This is a genomic window from Candidatus Marivariicella sp., from assembly GCF_983056325.1.
The window spans coordinates 23949-44538 of record NZ_CEZOWA010000016.1 but is presented as its reverse complement, the minus strand read 5'-3'; the positions used below and the strand labels follow the sequence as shown (position 1 = coordinate 44538).

Annotated in this window: 22 protein-coding genes; 18 read left to right on the top strand and 4 right to left on the bottom strand. The window is 29.8% G+C overall.

The features are described 5' to 3' along the window. The first annotated feature begins 78 nt into the window (after nucleotides 1–78). The gene (locus AC3ATN_RS06465) at nucleotides 79–1239 is read left to right on the top strand and encodes a proline dehydrogenase family protein (RefSeq protein WP_487532449.1); all 1161 of its coding nucleotides are present in this window, start codon (nucleotides 79–81) and stop codon (nucleotides 1237–1239) included. Here AC3ATN_RS06465 and AC3ATN_RS06460 read toward each other — a convergent pair. Genes AC3ATN_RS06460 through porX form a run of 3 tightly spaced genes read right to left on the bottom strand, consistent with a single transcriptional unit; the run spans nucleotide 1236 to nucleotide 3568 of the window. Then, nucleotides 1236–1595: a hypothetical protein gene (locus AC3ATN_RS06460; protein ID WP_487532448.1), complete on the bottom strand. Its 360-nt coding sequence runs from the start codon at nucleotides 1593–1595 to the stop codon at nucleotides 1236–1238. The genes AC3ATN_RS06465 and AC3ATN_RS06460 overlap by 4 nt on opposite strands. Before the next feature lies 1 nt (nucleotide 1596). After that, nucleotides 1597–2004 (bottom strand): tRNA (adenosine(37)-N6)-threonylcarbamoyltransferase complex ATPase subunit type 1 TsaE, encoded by a 408-nt coding sequence (gene tsaE / locus AC3ATN_RS06455; protein ID WP_487532447.1) that lies wholly within the window; start codon nucleotides 2002–2004, stop codon nucleotides 1597–1599. A gap of 10 nt (nucleotides 2005–2014) precedes the next feature. Beyond that, the gene (gene porX / locus AC3ATN_RS06450; protein ID WP_487532446.1) at nucleotides 2015–3568 is read right to left on the bottom strand and encodes a T9SS response regulator signal transducer PorX; all 1554 of its coding nucleotides are present in this window, start codon (nucleotides 3566–3568) and stop codon (nucleotides 2015–2017) included. A gap of 141 nt (nucleotides 3569–3709) precedes the next feature. Between porX and AC3ATN_RS06445 the strand changes: the two genes are divergently transcribed. From AC3ATN_RS06445 to AC3ATN_RS06385, 13 genes are all read left to right on the top strand, one after another. Then, a complete protein-coding gene (locus AC3ATN_RS06445) occupies nucleotides 3710–5107 on the top strand; it encodes a bifunctional UDP-3-O-[3-hydroxymyristoyl] N-acetylglucosamine deacetylase/3-hydroxyacyl-ACP dehydratase (protein ID WP_487532445.1) in 1398 nt (465 codons plus the stop codon). 1 nt (nucleotide 5108) lies between these two features. After that, nucleotides 5109–5894: an acyl-ACP--UDP-N-acetylglucosamine O-acyltransferase gene (gene lpxA / locus AC3ATN_RS06440; protein WP_487532444.1), complete on the top strand. Its 786-nt coding sequence runs from the start codon at nucleotides 5109–5111 to the stop codon at nucleotides 5892–5894. A 2-nt stretch (nucleotides 5895–5896) separates the two neighbouring features. Beyond that, nucleotides 5897–6463, top strand: coding sequence for an elongation factor P (efp, locus tag AC3ATN_RS06435; RefSeq protein ID WP_487532443.1), 567 nt, complete (start codon nucleotides 5897–5899; stop codon nucleotides 6461–6463). A gap of 19 nt (nucleotides 6464–6482) precedes the next feature. After that, a complete protein-coding gene (gene sucD, locus AC3ATN_RS06430) occupies nucleotides 6483–7355 on the top strand; it encodes a succinate--CoA ligase subunit alpha (RefSeq protein ID WP_487532442.1) in 873 nt (290 codons plus the stop codon). Next, on the top strand, nucleotides 7356–8102 hold the full coding sequence (gene fabG, locus AC3ATN_RS06425) for a 3-oxoacyl-[acyl-carrier-protein] reductase (protein ID WP_487532441.1): 747 nt from the start codon (nucleotides 7356–7358) through the stop codon (nucleotides 8100–8102). It begins immediately after the preceding gene. A 37-nt stretch (nucleotides 8103–8139) separates the two neighbouring features. Next, nucleotides 8140–8958, top strand: coding sequence for a prohibitin family protein (locus AC3ATN_RS06420; RefSeq protein ID WP_487532440.1), 819 nt, complete (start codon nucleotides 8140–8142; stop codon nucleotides 8956–8958). A gap of 126 nt (nucleotides 8959–9084) precedes the next feature. Next, nucleotides 9085–9765 (top strand): DUF2461 domain-containing protein, encoded by a 681-nt coding sequence (locus tag AC3ATN_RS06415; RefSeq protein WP_487532439.1) that lies wholly within the window; start codon nucleotides 9085–9087, stop codon nucleotides 9763–9765. Further along, complete coding sequence (locus AC3ATN_RS06410) at nucleotides 9758–10675, top strand: nucleoside hydrolase (protein WP_487532438.1); 918 nt, start codon at nucleotides 9758–9760, stop codon at nucleotides 10673–10675. The genes AC3ATN_RS06415 and AC3ATN_RS06410 overlap by 8 nt, the downstream gene beginning before the upstream one ends. After that, a complete protein-coding gene (locus tag AC3ATN_RS06405) occupies nucleotides 10675–11640 on the top strand; it encodes a phosphotransferase (protein WP_487532437.1) in 966 nt (321 codons plus the stop codon). Before AC3ATN_RS06410 ends, AC3ATN_RS06405 begins: the two co-directional genes overlap by 1 nt. Before the next feature lies 1 nt (nucleotide 11641). Further along, complete coding sequence (locus AC3ATN_RS06400) at nucleotides 11642–13015, top strand: family 4 glycosyl hydrolase (RefSeq protein ID WP_487532436.1); 1374 nt, start codon at nucleotides 11642–11644, stop codon at nucleotides 13013–13015. Between the two features lie 8 nt (nucleotides 13016–13023). After that, a complete protein-coding gene (locus tag AC3ATN_RS06395) occupies nucleotides 13024–14826 on the top strand; it encodes a sodium:solute symporter family protein (RefSeq protein ID WP_487532435.1) in 1803 nt (600 codons plus the stop codon). A 3-nt stretch (nucleotides 14827–14829) separates the two neighbouring features. After that, nucleotides 14830–16416 carry a S8 family serine peptidase gene (locus AC3ATN_RS06390; RefSeq protein ID WP_487532433.1) on the top strand — a complete coding sequence of 529 codons (1587 nt, stop codon included), beginning with the start codon at nucleotides 14830–14832 and terminating at the stop codon, nucleotides 16414–16416. 7 nt (nucleotides 16417–16423) lie between these two features. Beyond that, nucleotides 16424–17134 (top strand): 6-phosphogluconolactonase, encoded by a 711-nt coding sequence (locus AC3ATN_RS06385; protein WP_487532432.1) that lies wholly within the window; start codon nucleotides 16424–16426, stop codon nucleotides 17132–17134. On the opposite strand, the gene lpxD is transcribed toward AC3ATN_RS06385, so the two are convergent. After that, nucleotides 17131–18123 carry a UDP-3-O-(3-hydroxymyristoyl)glucosamine N-acyltransferase gene (gene lpxD / locus AC3ATN_RS06380; protein WP_487532431.1) on the bottom strand — a complete coding sequence of 331 codons (993 nt, stop codon included), beginning with the start codon at nucleotides 18121–18123 and terminating at the stop codon, nucleotides 17131–17133. The two genes, AC3ATN_RS06385 and lpxD, sit on opposite strands and share 4 nt — an antisense overlap. 58 nt (nucleotides 18124–18181) lie before the next feature. On the opposite strand from lpxD, the gene AC3ATN_RS06375 reads away from it, so the two are divergent. From AC3ATN_RS06375 to AC3ATN_RS06360, 4 genes are all read left to right on the top strand, one after another. Continuing rightward, a complete protein-coding gene (locus AC3ATN_RS06375; protein WP_487532430.1) occupies nucleotides 18182–18646 on the top strand; it encodes a hypothetical protein in 465 nt (154 codons plus the stop codon). A 28-nt stretch (nucleotides 18647–18674) separates the two neighbouring features. After that, on the top strand, nucleotides 18675–19430 hold the full coding sequence (locus AC3ATN_RS06370; RefSeq protein ID WP_487532429.1) for a hypothetical protein: 756 nt from the start codon (nucleotides 18675–18677) through the stop codon (nucleotides 19428–19430). Between the two features lie 37 nt (nucleotides 19431–19467). Beyond that, nucleotides 19468–20037 (top strand): hypothetical protein, encoded by a 570-nt coding sequence (locus AC3ATN_RS06365; RefSeq protein ID WP_487532428.1) that lies wholly within the window; start codon nucleotides 19468–19470, stop codon nucleotides 20035–20037. Then, nucleotides 20013–20590, top strand: a 578-nt coding sequence (locus tag AC3ATN_RS06360) for a M15 family metallopeptidase (RefSeq protein ID WP_487532427.1), incomplete at its 3' end; no start/stop codon positions are given. The genes AC3ATN_RS06365 and AC3ATN_RS06360, both read left to right, overlap by 25 nt.

The following is a 20590-nucleotide window of genomic DNA, read 5'->3' as shown; positions in this document are numbered from 1 at the left end:
AAAATAAAGTTTTATGTTGGAATAAGATTATATTTCGTGTTTCTATATTATAATTTCTATTAAATTTGAAATAAAAAAATGCGTTTTAAAAATACTGAAACTGCTTTTTCTTTAAAAAATAATTTGGAATTAAAGCGTGCTTACTTTCTTTTCAAACTAATATCATATCCTTTTTTGGTATCTATAGGTAAGTACCTAATCCTGGTTTCAGTCAAGTTAAAACTTCCCATAGATAAAATAATTAGATATACTATTTTTGATCAATTTTGTGCAGGCATTGATGAAAATGATTCAGTAAAAATTGTAAATTTATTAGCCACAAAAAATGTTAAATCCTATCTTCATTATTCTGTTGAGGGTGCAAACTCTGAAAAAGATTATGATAAATGTTTAAAATCGACATTAGAAACATTAAAAATATCTAAAACCAATTCATCATTACCTTTTTCTGTATTTAAGCCTACTGGTATTGGTTCATCAATTTTATTTGAAAAAAAGAGTAATAAAGCAACTTTTACTAATAAAGAGTCTGAGGCTTGGAAAAGGGTTGTAGGTCGTTTTAGAATAATTTTTAATGAAGCTAAATCTTTTGGTGTAAGCGTTTTTGTAGATGCTGAAGAAAGCTGGATTCAACCAGCAATTGATGAATTAGTTACAGAAATGATGCTGGAGTTTAATAAAGAAAAAGCTGTTGTTTTTAATACAGTTCAAATGTATAGAAATGATAGATATGAATTTCTAAAAGAGTTAAATGATAAATCTTTAAAAAATAATTTTAAAGTTGGGATTAAGCTTGTAAGAGGAGCTTATATGGAGATGGAAAGAGAGAGAGCACTTAAAAATAATTATCCTAGTCCAATTTGTGAATCAAAAGAAAAAACAGATTCTCAGTATAATAGTGCTGTAGAGTTTATGTTTAATAATTTGGATCGTTTTTGTATGTTTTTAGGTACTCATAATGAGTGTAGCATCAATAAAGCTATTGACTTTGCTGAAGAAAGGTCTATCAATGTAAATCATCCAAATCTTTCATTTGGACAATTATATGGAATGAGTGATAATATTACCTTTTCCTTATCTAAAATTGGATATAGAACACTAAAATATTTGCCTTATGGACCTGTGAAAGAGGTCGTTCCATATTTAATTAGAAGAGCAAATGAAAATACTTCAGTTTCTGGACAATCTAATAGAGAGTTGAATTTGATATCAGCAGAATTAAAAAGAAGAAAAAACTAAGGATCTATTTTAAGTATTGTAATAGTTTTTAAACAATTTTCAACTTCTATTGTAGAATATTTCTTGGACAAATATCCATTTAAAATATATGTTTTACACGAATCTTTTTTTGTGTTACTCAAAGAGAAATTTATATTTGATTTTTTTATGAAGCCCTTAATAGATTCAATTGAAATAGTATTGTTTTCAGTAATAGAATTAGAAATAGTAATTTTCTTTTTAAGAAGTTGGCTCTTAACTCTTGCCTCTGGACTATAATTACAGCTAGTTTTTTTTCCGCTAAAAATGAATGATAGTATTATTATACCAATTGAGACTCCAAATAAATAGTACCCTAATCGTTTTATGAAACTCATTTTAATATAGTTGTATTTTACGTTCAAAATCAGTTATAATATCAATTTTTAATTTATTAATAGGATAATTAAGAAGGGGTGAAATTTTCTCAGACCACTCCATGAAACATCTATTTCCTGAATCCAGATATTCATCAACCCCTATGTCTAAAGCTTCAACAAATGATTTAAGTCTGTAAAAATCAAAATGATGAATAATTTCATTGGAAGAGTTTTTATAAGTATTTACTATAGAAAATGTTGGGCTTGAAATATTTTCCTTAAACTTTAGGTATTTACATATTGACTTAATCAAAGTAGTTTTTCCTGACCCCATTGCTCCGTTAAAAGCAACAATTGGGTGATCTAGAGAATCACAAATTTTTTTTGCAACGCTATCAATTTCTTTGAGTGTATAGTATATTTCCATTAATCTAAAATTACTTTTTGGGTAAAAAAGTTGCAAATGGTATTATCATTTCTTCCATTGAAACTCCACCGTGCTGAAAAGTATTATTGTATCGGTTAGCATAATGATTAAAGTTGTTTTTATAAATTAAATAGTCATCATTTTTTGCAAAAATAAATGAACTATCCATGTAAGACTTGGGTAATTGATATTCATTTAAATCTTTAACTTCAATAACTTTCTTTTTGTCATAACTCATACTTCTCCCAGTTTTATATCTCAGATTAGGGCTAGATTCTTTTTTCCCTTGTATTTCTATAGGTTTTTGAACATTAATTGTACCATGATCGGTCGTTACAATTAATCTAAACCCCTCTTTACTGGAAGATTTTATAAATTCCAAAAGTGGTGAATTTTTAAACCACGAAAGAGTTAATGATCTATAAGCCTTATTGGTTGGAGCTAATTCTTTAATTATTTCCATTTCAGTTTTAGCATGAGATATCATATCAACAAAATTATAAACGATTACAGACAGATTTTTAGATTTATATCTATTTAAATTTTTAATTAATTTCTTTCCTTGATCAATAGAAGTTATTTTATCATAACTAAACTTTATATTTTTATTTAATCTTTTTAATTGTGATTCCAAAAAATCAGATTCAAAAAGATTTTTTCCACCCTCTTCATTATCGTTTTTCCATAATTTCGGAAATTGTTTTTGCATTTCTTTAGAGGTTAAACCTGAAAAAATCGCATTTCTTGAATATTGAGTTGTAGTAGGTAACATACTAAAGTAGCATTCATCATTTTTTAGATCATAGTAATCTTGAATTAATGGACTTATAATTCTCCACTGGTCTAATCTTAAGTTATCAATTAGTAAAAGAATACAGGGTTGATTTTCATTAATAAAAGGTAAAACTTTTTTTTCAAAAATATTATTTGATAATAACGGAGCTATTGTTTTATTATTTACCCAGTTAGAATAGTTAAATTTTATAAAATTGGTAAAACAAGTATTCGCTTCTTTCATTTGATTTTTAAAAACATCAAACATAACTTGGTCATTTAATCCTTCGAGCTCTAGTTCCCAATAGGTCAATTTATTATACAAAGACACCCATCCTTCAGCTGAATCTATCTCAGGTAACGAATCAGAGATAATTTTATACTCTTGCTGATATAATTTAATTACCTTTTCTTCAATTAAAGATTTTTTATTAAGTATTTTTTTTAGAGCAACTAGTATTTGATTTGGATTGACTGGTTTAATCAAATAATCAGATATTTTTCCCCCTATAGCCTCATCCATGATCTGATCAGCTTCATTTTTTGTAATCATAATTATTGGTAATTCGGAGGTATGTTTTTTTATTCCATCAAGTGTTTCTAGACCACTTAATCCTGGCATATTTTCATCTAGTAAAACAACATCGAAGCTACTATTTTTAACTAGTTTAATTGCGTCAAGACCGTTATTACAAGTATGTACTTGATAGTTTTTATCCTTAAGAAATAAAATATGAGGCTTTAGAAAATCTATTTCGTCATCAACCCATAAAACATTGAACACCTTCATTATTTACAATTAATTTATACCATTTTAAAATTACATTTAATTCTTTATTATTGAGTATGATTAAAACCATTTTAATTTTTGATTAAATGATTTTATATTAACTTAAAAAACAATCCATTGTTTTTTGCTAATTTTGCAATCATGATTTTAAAAACTGTTCTCCAGAAAACTATAGAAAAGCCTGTTTTTCTTCAAGGAGTTGGTCTTCACACTGGAGCTAAAGTAAAATTATCTTTTTTGCCAGCACCTGAAGATACTGGATTCGTATTTATCAGAAGTGATATAAAAGGAAATAATCAAATTTCTGCTGATGTTAATTTTGTTGTGAATACAGATCGGGGAACTAACATTGAAAGGAATGGGATTAAAATCCAAACTTCTGAACACGTTTTAGCTGCTTTGGTTGGATTAGATATTGATAATTGTTTTATAGAAATGAATAGTTCCGAACCACCAATTATGGATGGTTCGTCAAAATTTTTCATAGAAGCACTCGAAAATGCAGGAATACATGAACAAGAATCTCTTCGAGAAGAGTATGTTGTTAGTGAAACTATTAATTACAAAGACAAAGAATCTGGAAGTGAGATAACTATTATTCCTTCAGATGAATATCAAGTCACCACAATGGTAGATTTTGGGACTAAAGTATTAGGAACTCAGAATGCAACTCTTGAAACTTTGAGTAAATTCAAGGATGAAATATCTTCAGCCAGAACTTTTAGTTTTCTTCATGAGTTAGAAGCATTATTAGAGCATGGTTTGATTAAGGGTGGAGATTTGAACAATGCTATCGTTTATGTTGACACACCTCCTTCAAAAGCAACAATGGAGAAGTTGAAAAAAGCTTTTAAAAAAGATAAGTTAAGTGTTAAGCCTAACGGTATTCTAGACAATTTAACTTTACACTATTCGAATGAAGCAGCTAGACATAAACTTCTAGATGTAGTTGGAGATCTTGCATTGGTTAGAATGAGAATAAGAGGCAGAGTTATTGCTGACAAGCCAGGACATAAGGTTAATACTTCCTTTGGTAAAATATTAAGTAATCTTATTAAGTCAGAAAAACGTAATAATATTCCGCATGTAGATATAAATAATAAGCCATTATTAGATACTGTTGAAATAATGAAAATTTTACCCCACAGACCACCATTTTTATTGGTAGATAAAATTTTTGAACTTTCTGAAAATCATGTAATTGCATTAAAGAATGTAACTATGAATGAGAAGTTCTTTGACGGTCATTTCCCTGGAGCCCCAGTTATGCCAGGTGTTCTTCAGATTGAAGCTATGGCACAGGCAGGGGGGGTGCTAATATTAAATACAGTTCCCGATCCTGAAAATTATATCACTCTTTTCATGAAAATTGATAAAGTAAAATTTAAAAGAACAGTTCATCCTGGAGATACAATGATTTTCAAATTAGAATTAATCACTCCAATTAGAAGGGGAATTTGTCACATGCGTGGTTTCACATACGTAAATGGTTATTTAGCAACCCAAGGAGAATTAATGGCACAAATCAAAAAAAAATAATATGAATCAACCTTTAGCTTACGTCCATCCGGGTGCAAAAATCGCAAAAAATGTTGTTATTGAACCTTTTACTACAATAAATAATAATGTGATTATTGGGGAAGGCACATGGATAGGGTCAAACGTCACAATAATGGAGGGAGCTCGAATCGGAAAAAACTGTAATATATTTCCTGGCTCAGTAATTTCTGCTGTTCCTCAAGATTTAAAATTCAATGGTGAAGATACTACTGTTGAAATTGGAAATAATACAACAATCAGAGAGTCAGTTACGATTAATAGGGGGACATCTGATCGAATGAAAACTAAGATTGGAAAAAACTGTTTAATAATGGCTTATTCTCATATAGCTCACGATTGTATAGTTGGAAATAATTGTATTTTTTCAAACAATAGTACTCTGGCTGGTCACATAACATTGGGAAACTATGTGATTTTGGCAGGTTTTGTTGCAGTTCATCAGTATTGTACAATTGGTGATCATGCATTTGTTGCAGGAGGATCACTTGTTAGAAAAGATGTCCCACCTTTTGTTAAAGCAGCTAGAGAGCCTCTTTCATACGTGGGTATAAACTCTGTCGGGTTGAGAAGAAGAGGTTTTTCATCAGAAAAAATAACTGAAATACAAACTATCTATAGATTACTTTTTCAAAAAAAATATAATAACTCCCAAGCCACCGGAATCATTGAAGCAGAAATGACAGCTACACCTGAAAGAGATGAGATTTTAAATTTTATTCAAAACTCTCAAAGAGGAATTATGAAAGGTTATTTTCAAAAAAATTAAATATGGCAAACACATCAGATATAAAAAAAGGAGTTTGTATAAAATTTAGTAACGATATTTATAAAGTTATTGAGTTTTTACATGTAAAACCTGGTAAAGGTCCAGCTTTTGTAAGGACTAAACTAAAAAGTGTTTCTTCGGGCAAAGTAGTTGACAACACTTTTTCATCTGGACATAAAATTGAATCAATCAGAGTGGAAACTAGTAAGTTTCAGTTTCTTTACAATGATTCAGATCAGTTTCATTTTATGAATACTGATGATTATGAACAAATAAATATTGATAAGAAAATAATTGACAATTTTGAATTGTTAAAAGAGGGAGAGATCGTCACTATTTCTATTAATTCAGAAGATGGGATGCCTCTTTCAGTCGATATGCCTGCAAGTGTAATTTTAGAAATTACTCAAACTGAGCCAGGAGTAAAAGGAAATACTGCTACAAATGCAACAAAATCTGCTATCACTGAAACAGGTGCTAGAATAAATGTTCCTTTATTTATAAATGAAGGAGACAAAGTTAAAGTAGAGACAGAAAAAGGTCTTTATCAAGAAAGAGTTAAAGAATAAATAATTTAAAATTAAAAAAATGAGTGTACTAGTTAATAAAAGTTCTAAAATTATAGTTCAAGGTTTTACTGGAGCAGAGGGGACTTTTCATGCTACTCAAATGATAGAATACGGAACCAATGTTGTAGGAGGGGTAACTCCAGGAAAAGGAGGACAGAAACATTTAGACAAACCGGTTTTTAACTCAGTATTAGATGCTGTTAATGAAACTGGTGCGAATACTTCTATCATTTTTGTGCCCCCTGCTTTTGCTGGGGATGCAATTATGGAATCAGCTGATGCTGGTATTGAGGTTATAATCGCCATTACTGAAGGTATTCCAGTTGCAGATATGGTAAAAGTAGTACCTTATGTTAAGAATAAGGGAGCCATTTTAATTGGACCCAACTGTCCAGGAGTTATTACTCCTGATGAAGCTAAAGTTGGGATTATGCCAGGTTTTGTTTTTAAAAAGGGAAGTGTTGGAATTATATCTAAGTCAGGAACATTAACTTATGAAGCTGCTGATCAAGTAGTTAGAGAAGGATTAGGTATAACTACAGCAATTGGAATAGGTGGAGATCCAATAATTGGAACAACCACAAAGGATGCTGTTATGTTATTAATGAATGATCCTGAAACTAAGTGTATAGTTATGATTGGTGAGATCGGTGGTCAACTTGAAGCTGATGCGGCTTATTGGATTAAATCACAAAACAATCCAAAGCCTGTAGTTGGTTTTATTGCAGGGGAGACTGCTCCAAAGGGAAGGACAATGGGTCATGCAGGTGCTATTGTTGGAGGTTCTGACGACACTGCTGAAGCAAAAAAAAGAATTATGAGAGAATGTGGTATTCATGTAGTAGATTCCCCTGCTAAAATTGGAGCTAAAGTCTCTGAAATACTAAATTAAATGAAACTTTTAAAAGATAAAGTTGCAGTCATTACTGGAGCATCTAGGGGTATAGGTAGAGGAATTGCTATAGAATTTGCCAAGCAAGGTTGTAATGTTGCTTTTACATATTCTAAATCAGCAGAACAAGCAAATGAATTGGTTGTTGAATTGAATAAGTTTAATGTTGATGTCAAAGGATATAAAAGTGATGCATCTAGCTTTTCTGCTTCTGAACTTTTAATTGAAGAAGTTTTGAAAGACTTTTCAAGTATTGATGTTTTAGTAAATAATGCTGGAATTACTAAAGATAATTTATTAATGAGATTGAGCGAACAAGATTTTGATGATGTAATTAAGGTAAATCTAAAATCTGTTTTTAATATGACTAAGGCTATTCTAAAAACTTTTTTAAAACAACGAAAGGGTTCTTTAATCCATATGAGCTCAGTTGTTGGAGTTAAAGGAAATGCTGGGCAGTCTAACTATTCAGCTTCAAAAGCAGGTATTATCGGATTTTCTAAATCAATTGCTCTAGAACTTGGCTCCAGAAACATAAGAAGTAATGTTATTGCTCCAGGATTTATAGAAACGGAAATGACAAAAAAATTATCAGAAGAAATTGTTGAAAAATGGAGAAACGGTATACCTTTGAAAAGAGGAGGTACTCCTGAGGATATTGCAAATGCATGTATTTTTCTAGCTTCAGATTTATCTTCTTATATTACGGGTCAAGTTTTAAATGTTGACGGTGGAATGTTAACATAAACAAATATTAACTATTAATTAAAAAACTAAATATATTATGCAACGTTTACCAAAAATCGGTTTACCCATTCTCGCAGTGGGATTTTTTATACTAATTCTAATTTCCAGATCATCAGTGAACATCGGTTATGGAGAAGCTGGGGTGTTATTTAGAACTTTTGCAGGGGGAGTGGTAACTGATGAGCCAGCTTTAGGTGAAGGATTTACTATAATTTCTCCATGGAATAGTGTTTTTCTATATAATGTTAAACAGCAAGAATTTTTTGAAGGAAATATGCAAGTTTTATCTTCTAATGGTCTTGAAATATCTTTAGATGTTTCTGTTTTGTATCAGCCTGATGTTGAAAAACTAGCATTATTACATCAACAAAAGGGAGAAAACTATGTCAATATAGTTTTAATACCTCAGATCAGAGCTGTAGCTAGATCAGTTGTTGGAAGATATACCCCCGAACAATTGTATTCCACAAAAAGAGATGCAATTCAAAAGGAAATATTTGAAGAAACACAAAAAGTACTCAAAGACCAATATATTCAGTTAAATGCTGTTTTAGTAAGAGACGTTACTTTGCCTCAAGCAATTAAGGAAGCAATTGAAAGAAAACTTGGTCAAGAACAAGAAGCTTTGGAATACGAATTTAGAATTGCAAAGTCTATTAAGGAGGCTGAAAGACAGTTAATTGATGCTGAAGGTAAAGCCAAAGCTAATAGAATTTTAAGTGCTTCATTGACTGATAAAATTCTTCGAGAAAAAGGAATTGAAGCAACATTAAAACTATCACAGTCTCCAAATTCAAAAGTTATTGTAATTGGATCTGGAAAAACTGGAATGCCAATAATTTTGGGTAATAATTAAATATAACATGTAAAAAAAAGCCCTGTGATATATTATCGTCAGGGCTTTTTTTTTAATTTTATATATCAATTCGAAATCTTTTAATGGGTTTTGGTTTTAATAATTTTAGAGTATTTAAATTATAGAATGCAAAAGATAACTAAAGAAACTCTTTCTTTTCTTGATGAACTTAATCTTAATAATAATAGAAGTTGGTTTGAAGCTAACAAGCTCAGATATCAAAGTATTAAAAATGAAGTAACTCTCTTTTCACATGGGGTAATTGATAAACTTAATGAGCACGATAATATAGAAAACTCTAAATTTTTTAGAATATATAGAGATGTGAGATTTTCAAAAGATAAAACGCCCTATAAAACTAATTTAGGTTTATCATTTAAAAGAATTTTACCCAGTTTAAGAGGAGGTTACTACTTTCACATAAAACCAAACGAAAGTTTTATTGCCTGTGGTTTTTTTAACCCTAATAAAGATGATTTATTAAGAGTAAGAAAAGAGCTCGAATATGAATCTAATGACTTTAGAGATATAATTAATGACAAATCTTTGAGAAACAATTGGGGTGAGATTGATGGTAATCCACTAAAAACAAATCCTAGAGGATTTTCAAAAGACAATTTTAACATTGATCTTATAAAAATGAAAAGATATATTTTCATAAAAAAGTATACTGATAAATTCGTACTTTCTAATGATTTTATTGATAAAATGTCTAATGATTTTAAAACAATGAGACCATTTCTTAATTATATGTCAATAATTCTAACTACTGATTTAAATGGGATTTCAATTATAGAGAATGGTTAGTATATTTAGATTTTTATTATTTCTATTTATAAGCTCTTTAAACGCCCAAAAAATTCCTATTATAATTGATGCTGATACCGCAAATGAAGTAGACGATTTATTTGCTATATCTGGTGCTTTGTCCGAGCCAACTTTTAATATTATTGGAATTACAGCCTCTCAATTTAACACTTCTCCTTTAGCTTCACTACAATCAGCATCAGAGAGTAAAAAAATAAATGATGAAATTTTAGAATTAGCTAAAATGAGTTCAATTCCCTCTCTATTGGGAAGTAATCAACCGATTACTAGTATCTCAAATATCAAAAATTCTCAAGCATCAACTTTTATATTAAAAAATGCAAGACAGTATTCTAAACATAATCCACTTCATATAGTAATTCTTGGTTCATGCACAAATATTGCAACTGCAATAATTAATGCTCCGGATATTTTAGATAAAATAAAAGTATATTATTTGGGTTTTTGGCATGATCAAATAACGAACTCTTATAATAAAAATGAGTTTAACTCCAGAAATGATCCCTTGGCAATGAATTTTTTACTTGATTCACCTAACCTAGACCTCTCAGTCATGACGGCTACAACATCTCAACATCTTGTTTTTGAGAGAAAGGAATTAGATGTTTTTCTATCAAAAAATAGTCCTTTAGGACTCTATTTAAAGAACAGGTGGGATTCATATCAAAGGTGGTTTACTGATGAGGATAAAGAAAAAAATAAATGGATAATGTGGGATATTGCAATAATAGAAGCTATTGCTAATGATAAATATTCCGAATTCAGTTATTTTGAAACACCACCAGTGAATGTAAACCGAAAGATTAAAATTTTTACAAAAATTAATGTTTTGGAAATGAAAAAAAGATATTGGGAAAAAATTCAAATATTTAATATTAAAAATGAATGATGAATATTGAACTAGGAACACCGATAAGTAAATTAATAAAATTACTTAATAAGTATCATGTTTTATTTGATAAAGAGATCATTAAAGAGGTAACTAAGGCTGGTGAGGGGAATATGAATGTAGTTTTAAGAGTGAAAACAAATCATCGATCTTTTATATTCAAACAATCAAGACCATATATTCAAAAATATCAAGATATTCTGGCTCCTATTAATAGAATAGATGTAGAGTACAATTTTTATAAATCTATCAACATTGAAAGTAATTATAATTTCCCTAAAATATTAAATTATTGTAAACAGGATTATTTTATGATTCAAGAAGACTTGGGTTCCCTAGAAGATTTTTCGACGATTTATTCAAGAAAAAAAATAAGTAATTCTTCAATAATTAAGCTTACTAAAGTTTTGAACGATATACATTCATCTAAATATGATGTTAATTATCCTAAAAACAGTGAGCTTAAGAAATTGAATCATCAACACATATTTATATTACCCTTCGTTAAAGAAAATGGTTTTTCCTTAAATTCAATCCAGCCAGGCTTAGAAAATTTAGCACACTTATTTATAAAAGACATTTCTCTAATAAATAAATCGAAAACTATAGGTGAAAGATACCTTGATACCGGTGAAACTTTATTACATGGTGATTTTTATCCAGGTAGTTGGATAAGAAATAAAGAAGAAATATATGTAATAGATCCTGAATTTAGTTTTCTAGGAGATTTAGAATTTGATTTAGGAGTTTTTATAGCTCATATTATTATTGCTACTCAAGAAAAAAAATATTTGCCTGATATAATTAGCTATTATTCTGGTAGTGTGGATGTTGAATTGATTAATAATTATACTGGAATCGAGATAATTAGAAGAATTATAGGTTTGGCTCAATTACCAATTAATTTATCTATTGTAGAAAAAGAAAAATTATTAAATTTCTCAAAAGGTCTTATTTTAAATTAGTATGAAAAAAATTGCATATATAGGTGCTGGAAGTATACAGTTTGGTCCAATAATAGTTCAAGACATATTGTTAAGTGATAAGCTTTGCAAACAAGGTTTAGAGATCTACTTGATGGACATCGAACTATCTCACTTAGATCATGTGTTTAAACATGCAGAATATGTGAATGATAAACTAAATCGTAACGTTAAAATTATTAAAACTGACAATAAAGAAGAAGCAATTCGTAATTCAGATTTTGTTATTTGTGCGCTAGAAAAAGATAGAAATATATTTTGGTCTCAGGATTTTCACATACCCAGAAAATTCGGATTTAAACAAGTTTATGGAGAAAATGGGGGGGTAGGATCATTATTTCATGCACTAAGAAATATTAAAATAATAGTTGATTTAGCTAAGGATATGGAAAGTTTATGTCCGAATTCAATGCTTTTAAATTTTTCAAATCCTGAACACAAAATATGTGAAGCAGTAACTCGATTAACAAAAATCAAAACTGTTGGACTATGCCATGGTGTCTTTATGGGAAGAAAGCAGCTTTCGGAACTACTAGATATTCCTCTATCAGATCTTCAAACAAAAGCATGTGGTATGAATCATTTTAGCTGGTTTCAAGAAATTAAGCAGAAATCAACAGGGAAAGACCTTTATCCAAAATTAAAAGCTATTGAAAAAGATGGGGATTGGATTGCGAAGTGGCATGAACTAGCATTAGGAAGAATATTATTTCGAAGATTTGGTCAATGGCCTTCTCCGGCATCAAATCATTATGGTGAATATGTCAGATGGGCTGAAGAATTTGTCATTCCTCAATTACAATTTTTTTATGATCCTTTTGATGGACATCCATGGGAGAATAAACAAATACCAGAAGGAGTTTATACAGTTGATAAGGTCAATTTTAATAGAGAATGGAAAAAGGATTGGACTAAAAAACTACTTCCTGTTGGTTCTGTAGAGGAAATTAAATTAGAAAATGAAGATGGAAGCTTTAAAAGTTCAGGAGAAATAGCCACTTTGATAATGGAGTCAGTTGTGTCAAATGAAAAAAAATGGCTTGAGGCTGTCAATGTCACTAATAATGGGGCGATACCAAATTTACCTTATGACATGGTTGTTGAAGTTCCTGCTTATTGTGATGGAGAAGGAGTAAAGGCAATTAGTATGGATCCAATTCCGGAGGCTATAGCTGCAACAATTAGACTTCATGCAAGTATTCACAAGCTTCTTGTTGATGCTTACAGTGAAGAATCTAAAGATAAACTCCTGCAGGCAATTCTCATTGAGCCTACTGTAAATTCATATAGAAATGCAGTAGACATGTGTAATGAAATGTTAAAACTTCAAAAAGATGTTTTACCTACACTTAAATAGAAATAACTATGAACCTAGAATTACTAGACTGGATTGTAATTTTTATTTATTTATTTATTTCACTTTTTATAGGTATTTTTTTGGTGAAACATAAAAATACTAACATAACTGATTTTTTTGTTGCAGGGAGAAGTCTTCCTTGGTGGTTACTGGGAACATCTATTGCAGCAACATGGTTCGCAACCGATGCTCCACTCGCAGTTACAGCTCTAGTGAGAACTAAAGGTATTTACAGTAACTGGTTATGGTGGTATCTGGGAACAGGAATTATTATGATGGTATTTTTTTATGCTAAGAATTGGAGACGTGCAGAAATTATTACTGATGCCGAAATAATTGAACTTAGATACAATGGGAGAACTGCATCAATACTCAGAGGTTTTACGGCAGGTTTTTATGGAATTTTTAAAAACTGCATTACTTTGGGTTGGGTAATATTGGCAATGTTAAAGTTCTCAAATGTTATGTTGGGATGGAGTGCAGAATTTGCATTGTTAATCACCTTGACATTTGCACTAATTCATACTTTAATCTCAGGAATTAAAGGTGTTGTTATACTTGATATGTTTCATTTTACCGTTGGAACAATTAGTACAATTATTTTAGCAATCATTATTTTATTTAATGTAGGAGGTCCAAAAGAACTATCTAATAAAATTATTGAATCAACGGAATCTCCCTCTGCTATTTTAGATATGATGCCAAATCTATCAAATATCGGTCCGATAGAAATGATTTCCTTTTTGTGTTTAATTGGAGTTTTATGGCTTGGTCAAGCTCAAGGAGACGGTTTCATAGTTCAGAGATTGTTTTCTGCTAAAAATGAAAAACATGCAATTAAAGCATCTTTATGGTTTGCTGTTGCTGGAATAGTGATACTAACCTGGCCTTGGATAGTTGTTGGTTTAGGATCTATAATACTTCTTCCTTTTTCAACTGCATCTCCAGAATTAATTGCTGATCCAGAGTTAGCTTACCCACTAATGATTGTTAAAGTTCTTCCTGCTGGTCTTAAGGGTCTTTTAGTAGCTGCTTTTATGGCTGCTTTTATGAGTACAGTTGATACACATTTGTGTTGGGGATCATCATATATGGTTAATGATATATATAAAAGATTTATTTATAAAAATGCAAGTGATAAACACTACCTGTTAATATCAAGAATTAGTATTGTTTTACTTTTAATTATTTCAGGTTTCGTAGCCTGGCAAATGGATAGTATTTCCAATGCTTGGATATATATAATAGAGGTTATGTCCGGGGTAGCTATTATAGGAATGTTAAGATGGTATTGGTGGAGGATTAATGCTTGGTCTGAAATAACAAGTATGATTTCTGCACTTTTACTAGCTAATGGTATGATCATATTTACTGCTATTTTTAAAATGGGATTAATTAATGAGATACTCTACAATAAACTATCAATTATCTACGAAGATGAATATTCATTAATTAGAGCTACTTTAATTCTAATTATTTCAACAGCTTTAAGCTTGGGTGTAACTTTTTTAACAAAACCTACTGATAGAGAGCATTTAGTTAAATTTTATAAAAAAATAAGACCTAGAGGTTTTTGGGGCCCTATCTCAAGTCAAATCAAGAGTTTTGACAATTCTAGTGATGAAATAATAAATAGTTGGATTGGTTTTGTTTTTGGTGTTTTGTTCCTAAACAGTACTCTGTTTAGTGTTGGACACCTCGTAATAGGAAATTATTTTTTTTCTTTTTTATTACTAATAATTGGTCTTATTTTTGGACGATTTACAATTTTAAAACTTGAAAAAGTATTCACATTTAATGAAAAAATATAAAGCATGAAAAAGATTTTACTCATAACTATCTTAATTATAACCGCAAGTTGTTCTTCATTTAAGTTTATTGGACAACCAATATCTTTTAATGTAAATGAATTTAATAAACCTGAATCAATTGATGATAATATTAAAGAAAATTGGTCTTTGTTAGATATTAATTCTGATATGATTCCCGGAATGAGCATTTTAAAAGCAAATAATGAACTGATTAAAAATCAGAAAGGCAAAAGTGTTATAGTTGCAATTATTGATTCGGGTGTTGAAATTGGTCATCCGTATTTGTCACCATATATATGGAATAATTCTGACGAGATTCCAAATAACAAAATTGACGATGATAAAAATGGTTATGTAGATGATATTAATGGATGGAATTTCTTGGGAGATTCAAATAAGGAGAACCTAGAATATGTGAGATTATTCAAAAAAACCAGTTTGGAAGATCCTATGAGTAAAGTCTACAAAAAAGAAATTGATGAAGCCATAAGTAAAAATAATGAAACAATAAGTAGGGTAAAATATCTTTATGGGATGTTATTCAAATCTGACAGTTTAATTTCTTCAACTTTAGGGAAGGAAAAATTTACTATTGTTGAAGCAAAAGATATACCGATTAAAACCATTAAAATAGAAGAAGCAATCAGATTTTTAGAATTTGCAAAATCTAACAGTTGGTCTTTGCAAAGTTTATCAGAAGCTTCGGAATATTATCAATCAAGTAATAACTTTCACAATAATATTAATTTTAACGGTAGGGAAGTAGTTGGAGATGACCCAGATGACTTCAGTGATAGTAATTATGGAAATTCAGACGTTTTAGATAGAAATAAGCATGGCACTCATGTGGGTGGTATAGTAAGAAGTATTTCTAAGAGTGCAATAATTATGCCTATTAGGTGTGTTCCTGATGGGGATGAGTACGATAAAGATGTTGCTTTATCAATTAGATACGCCGTAGATAATGGAGCTACAATTATTAATTTTAGCTTTGGGAAAAAATATTCTCCTCACTCTGATTGGGTCATTGATGCTATGAAGTATGCTGAGGAAAGAGACGTTTTAATTGTTAACGCCGCGGGAAACGATTCAAATAATATTGATCTAATTGAAAATGAATCTTACCCTACGGATCAAAAAGATGGAAATGAGTTCTTGAATAATCTTATTACGGTTGGAGCTTCTTCCTATAGCTTTGATTCAGGTCAAGTTGCATATTTTTCAAACTTCGGTTCTAAAAACGTAGATTTATTTGCCCCTGGTTTTCAGATTTATTCTTCAGTTTTAGACGGTAAGTTTGAATATCTAAATGGCACATCAATGGCAGCTCCAAATGTTACAGGTGTTGCAGTAGTTTTAAGATCATTCTATCCAAAATTATCAGCTTCATCAATTAAGCACATATTAATGTCATCGGGTGTTGACATGAATAAAACATTAAAAAAACCTAAATCAGACGATATTTTAGATCCCAATTCATTTTCAAGATCAGGAAAAACAGTTAATTTATATAATGCTCTTTTGTTTGCTTCAAACTATAAGGAAAAAGATCCATTGGGTTTTTTAAGAAAATTTAAATCTAAGAATTGATTAAAAAATGAAAATTAACAGATTTAATGATTATTCTTTAATGAGCTCTTATGGATCTCAAATCTGTGTTGATTTTATTAAAAAAAAACCTAATTCATTATTATCAGTTGCAACTGGAAATTCTACTTTAGGATTGTACAAGGAATTCAAAAAGTATTTTATATCCAATACTAATTTTTTTTCTAAGATTAAAGTATTAAAATTAGATGATTGGATATTGAATTCTGATTCTGAAAATTTAGGTTTTTGTGAAAAATATATTCGATTTAATATTTTACTTCCTCTGGGTATTAGTATGGATAGGTATATTTCATTTAATGCAAATACTAGTAATCCAGAAGCAGAATGTTTAAGAATTTATAATGAAATTAGAGCATTAGGATCAATTGATATTTGCATACTTGGACTTGGAAAAAACGGTCACTTAGGTTTTATAGAACCTGGGGCTCCTTTTCATATAAAACCATATGTTGCCAAACTTTCAAAGGAGTCACAAAACCATGAAATGGTATCAAAGCATAATACTAAATATATAAGCGGATTTACATTAAGTATTAATCAAATACTATCATCTAAAAAAGTAATTATATTGGTTTCTGGAGAAGGAAAACAAAATGCTATAAAAGATTTGTTGTCAGGAGAAATATCCACTAATTGCCCAGCCTCTTTTTTATGGCTTCACAATGATGTAGAATGCTTAATAAATGAAAATATTTAGCTTTTAACTAATTTTTTTAATGCAACCCATTGTTTCAAAGTATCTCTTGATTCTGAAGCGGGATACCCAAGTATTGACTTTCCATCTGAAAAATCTGAAATAACCCCTGAGCAAGCTCCAACACTAACGCCTGAACCGAGAGTTACATGATCCTTTATTTTAGCACCACCACCAATCATAACTCCATCTCCTAAAATTACTGATCCAGCTAGACCAGAACTTCCTGACATGACACAAGATTTTCCCAGTATACAATTATGTGCAATTTGAACAAGATTATCTATTTTGCATCCATCACCAATTATAGTACTATTGAATTTAGCTTTATCAACGCAAGTATTTGCTCCAATTTCAACATTATTTCCAATAACTACGTTTCCAATATGTGGAATTTTAACAAGTCCAGATCCGTCTGGAGCAGGTCTGAAACCAAAACCGTCTGAGCCTATACTAGCATTGTTGTGAAATATGCACTGGTTTCCAATAACAGTATTTTCTCTTATTACGGTTCCAGACCATACAACACAACTATCACCTATAATTGTATTATCAAAAACACTAACATTTGAATATAATGTACTACCAGAGCCAATAACTACTCCCTTCCCTATATAACAAAAAGCACCTATTTTCACATTGCTTCCTAATTTTGCGGTAGGATGAATATTTGAAGAAGAGTGAATATCCTGTTCAAATACAGGTCCATTTTTAGGAGAAAAAATCTCTAATAATTTAGCCATTGCTATATCTGCGTCTTTTACTTTAATAATAGGTCTGTCTATACCTTCAATTTTTATAGACTCGTTAACAATTACAGCTCCAGCTTTTGAATTATTCCAATATTTTAAAAATTTACGACTTCCAATAAAAGTTACTTCATCTTCATTTGCATTTTTTAAGTCATTCAACCCACTGAAAAATATGTTTTTTTTATTTTGAATCTTACCGGATACAAACTCAGATATCTGTTCTAAACTATAGGTTTTCATACTGTAATTTTCACAAAAATATAATATATTATTATATTTAAGCAAAAAAACAAACACAATGAATAGAGTATTAATAAATATGGGGATAGTACTAATTACATTATTTAGTTGTAAAAACGAGACTAAAAAAGAATTAAGTGTTTTAAATAACCAGGATTCTAATGAAATTATCTTTATTTTAGAACTAAACACTAAAGATAATTCTAGAAATGATGTTGAAGAATTCACTCAATATTTATCTGATTTTATTGTTGAAAGAGAGCCGTCAAGTGTTTACGGTTATTTTATTTCAGACGATGGTAAAAAAGTAACTTTACTTGAGCGATATAACAATAGTCAAGATGGAATTCAACATGGAATAGATTTTATAAATGGCCCAAATTTTGACAAGTTTTTTAAAGTATTCGAAATTGAATCATTTATTACTCTTGGTAACCCAACTGATGAATTTAAAAAATGGACCTCTGAAAATGGTTTTATAATTGAATATAGAGAATCTATTGGTGGATATGTTAGAAGATGAAATGGTATATTTAATATAATTAATATTTATGCGCATATCAAATAAAGTAAATACATCATTTATAAAGAAAAAAAGAAGTTTTAGTCTAGTCTCAATATCAATGGAGATTTTGCTTGTCACCCTAGGAATATTAATAGCTCTTGCCATTGACAATTGGAACACAAATAGACTTGAGCAAAATGAAATTCGGGAATATGTTGTTGAAATGCATAAGGAGTTTGAATCGGTTTTAAAATATCAGGATACAAAAATTGAAGTATTTGATTGGCAATTAGATAGGCTTTCAAGAATGATCAATATTTTGGGGAGTCAACAAAAAGATTCTATTAATGTTTTAAAAAACAACTTAGAGGTCATTACTCAGACCTATGGAGTTGAAGCTTATACACTTCCAGTTACTGAAGAGTTTATCAATCTAGATTATATTAATAAAATCAAGAATGATTCATTAAAGCAAGCACTTAAGAAATACGATCTAATTAAAAAAAGAGCTGAAGTTATTTGGGATTATGCACAAGCTCAATACGATAACAGAATAGAGCCCTTTCTAACTAAAAACTTAAATTATCCAGAGATTGCAGGAATTAATGGACTTGATGGTCTAAAAATCCCAAATAATTTAAAAACAAATTTTAATAAATTATACGACAGTCAGGAGCTTTTTAATATAATTGGATTTAAAATAGAAACAATTTCTATAGAAAAATATCGACTTGAAAAAGGAATATTGAGTTTTAAAAATATTAAAAGTCAGCTTTACAAAGAATTAGACAAGACTCATTAATCTATATGATATTTAATATTTATAAATTTATTTATTGATGAAAAGAATTATAAAAGTATTCGCCACAATCAGTTTATTCATTGCTTGCAACAATTCATCTGAAAACTTTAGTGAACAAACTTTATTAAGTCCTGAAACTGTTGAAGTTTATCTTTTAGATTCCTTGAATGATTCAAGAGGCTTTTGCATTGATATAGTGGGATCAAAAACTAACGCTGATATTGATAAGGGATTGCAAACACATTCATGCTATTCGTATCAAGGACAAATTTCTATAGATCAAGGTTTTGATCGAGTTAAAATAGATGAAAATGAATTTTATATTCCTTTTTTTAATGTTTGTATGGAGGCAGAAAAAATTGAAGATTTGTCAAATTTGAATTTAAAAACTTGTGATGGAAACGAAAAACAAAAGTTTATTCTTCAAAATGATGGCAAAATACAACCGTTGACTAATTTCAATCTCTGTTTAACAGTCTCTGATAGTTATAGAGAAGGTGGTGGGGGTAATCCTGTTCACTTAATTCGTAATTTAAGTCTTCAATTTTGTAATGATACATCATCATCTTCTTCAAGACAAAAATGGGGTGTAAGAAAAAGCAAATGAATAAGTTCATGGTTCTTTTTTTGTTTTTGTCGATACAAGTTAAATCTCAAAAAGTTCAAAAAGGGTTTGTCAAATTAAATAAAGAAATACCCTCTATAGTTTTTGATCTTAGATATGGAACTTCAGAAAACTTTATGGGTAAACCCGTTGATGGATACTATTCAGAAACAGCTTTAGGCACTATTGAGCTTTCAATTGGCTTAAAAAAAGCTCAAAGTATCTTAAAGTCTTATGGTTTAGGAATTAAAATTTTTGATAGTTATCGTCCACAAACTGCTGTAAATCATTTTATCCGTTGGTCTAAAGTTACTTCGGATACAATTAATAAAATAAAATACTACCCTGAATTAAACAAAAACTCTCTTTTTGACCTTGGATTTATTTCATCAAAGAGTGGACACAGCAGAGGAAGTACTGTTGACCTAACACTTATTTTCTTGAGTGGAAAGAATAAAGGAAAAGAAGTTGATATGGGAGGGGAGTGGGACTATTTTGGTGATTTGTCAAATTATAATTTTCAAGCATTATCCGATAATCAAAAACATAATAGAAA

Coding starts and splice junctions, on each gene's coding strand:
- AC3ATN_RS06395 (WP_487532435.1), top strand. CDS start 13,024: ATGAACCTAGAATTACTAGACTGGATTGTAATTTTTATTTATTTATTT.
- lpxD (WP_487532431.1), bottom strand. CDS start 18,123: ATGAAAACCTATAGTTTAGAACAGATATCTGAGTTTGTATCCGGTAAG.
- AC3ATN_RS06400 (WP_487532436.1), top strand. CDS start 11,642: ATGAAAAAAATTGCATATATAGGTGCTGGAAGTATACAGTTTGGTCCA.
- AC3ATN_RS06420 (WP_487532440.1), top strand. CDS start 8,140: ATGCAACGTTTACCAAAAATCGGTTTACCCATTCTCGCAGTGGGATTT.
- sucD (WP_487532442.1), top strand. CDS start 6,483: ATGAGTGTACTAGTTAATAAAAGTTCTAAAATTATAGTTCAAGGTTTT.
- lpxA (WP_487532444.1), top strand. CDS start 5,109: ATGAATCAACCTTTAGCTTACGTCCATCCGGGTGCAAAAATCGCAAAA.
- efp (WP_487532443.1), top strand. CDS start 5,897: ATGGCAAACACATCAGATATAAAAAAAGGAGTTTGTATAAAATTTAGT.
- tsaE (WP_487532447.1), bottom strand. CDS start 2,004: ATGGAAATATACTATACACTCAAAGAAATTGATAGCGTTGCAAAAAAA.
- AC3ATN_RS06375 (WP_487532430.1), top strand. CDS start 18,182: ATGAATAGAGTATTAATAAATATGGGGATAGTACTAATTACATTATTT.
- AC3ATN_RS06365 (WP_487532428.1), top strand. CDS start 19,468: ATGAAAAGAATTATAAAAGTATTCGCCACAATCAGTTTATTCATTGCT.
- AC3ATN_RS06460 (WP_487532448.1), bottom strand. CDS start 1,595: ATGAGTTTCATAAAACGATTAGGGTACTATTTATTTGGAGTCTCAATT.
- AC3ATN_RS06410 (WP_487532438.1), top strand. CDS start 9,758: ATGGTTAGTATATTTAGATTTTTATTATTTCTATTTATAAGCTCTTTA.
- AC3ATN_RS06415 (WP_487532439.1), top strand. CDS start 9,085: ATGCAAAAGATAACTAAAGAAACTCTTTCTTTTCTTGATGAACTTAAT.
- AC3ATN_RS06390 (WP_487532433.1), top strand. CDS start 14,830: ATGAAAAAGATTTTACTCATAACTATCTTAATTATAACCGCAAGTTGT.
- AC3ATN_RS06370 (WP_487532429.1), top strand. CDS start 18,675: ATGCGCATATCAAATAAAGTAAATACATCATTTATAAAGAAAAAAAGA.
- porX (WP_487532446.1), bottom strand. CDS start 3,568: ATGAAGGTGTTCAATGTTTTATGGGTTGATGACGAAATAGATTTTCTA.
- fabG (WP_487532441.1), top strand. CDS start 7,356: ATGAAACTTTTAAAAGATAAAGTTGCAGTCATTACTGGAGCATCTAGG.
- AC3ATN_RS06465 (WP_487532449.1), top strand. CDS start 79: ATGCGTTTTAAAAATACTGAAACTGCTTTTTCTTTAAAAAATAATTTG.
- AC3ATN_RS06405 (WP_487532437.1), top strand. CDS start 10,675: ATGAATATTGAACTAGGAACACCGATAAGTAAATTAATAAAATTACTT.
- AC3ATN_RS06385 (WP_487532432.1), top strand. CDS start 16,424: ATGAAAATTAACAGATTTAATGATTATTCTTTAATGAGCTCTTATGGA.
- AC3ATN_RS06445 (WP_487532445.1), top strand. CDS start 3,710: ATGATTTTAAAAACTGTTCTCCAGAAAACTATAGAAAAGCCTGTTTTT.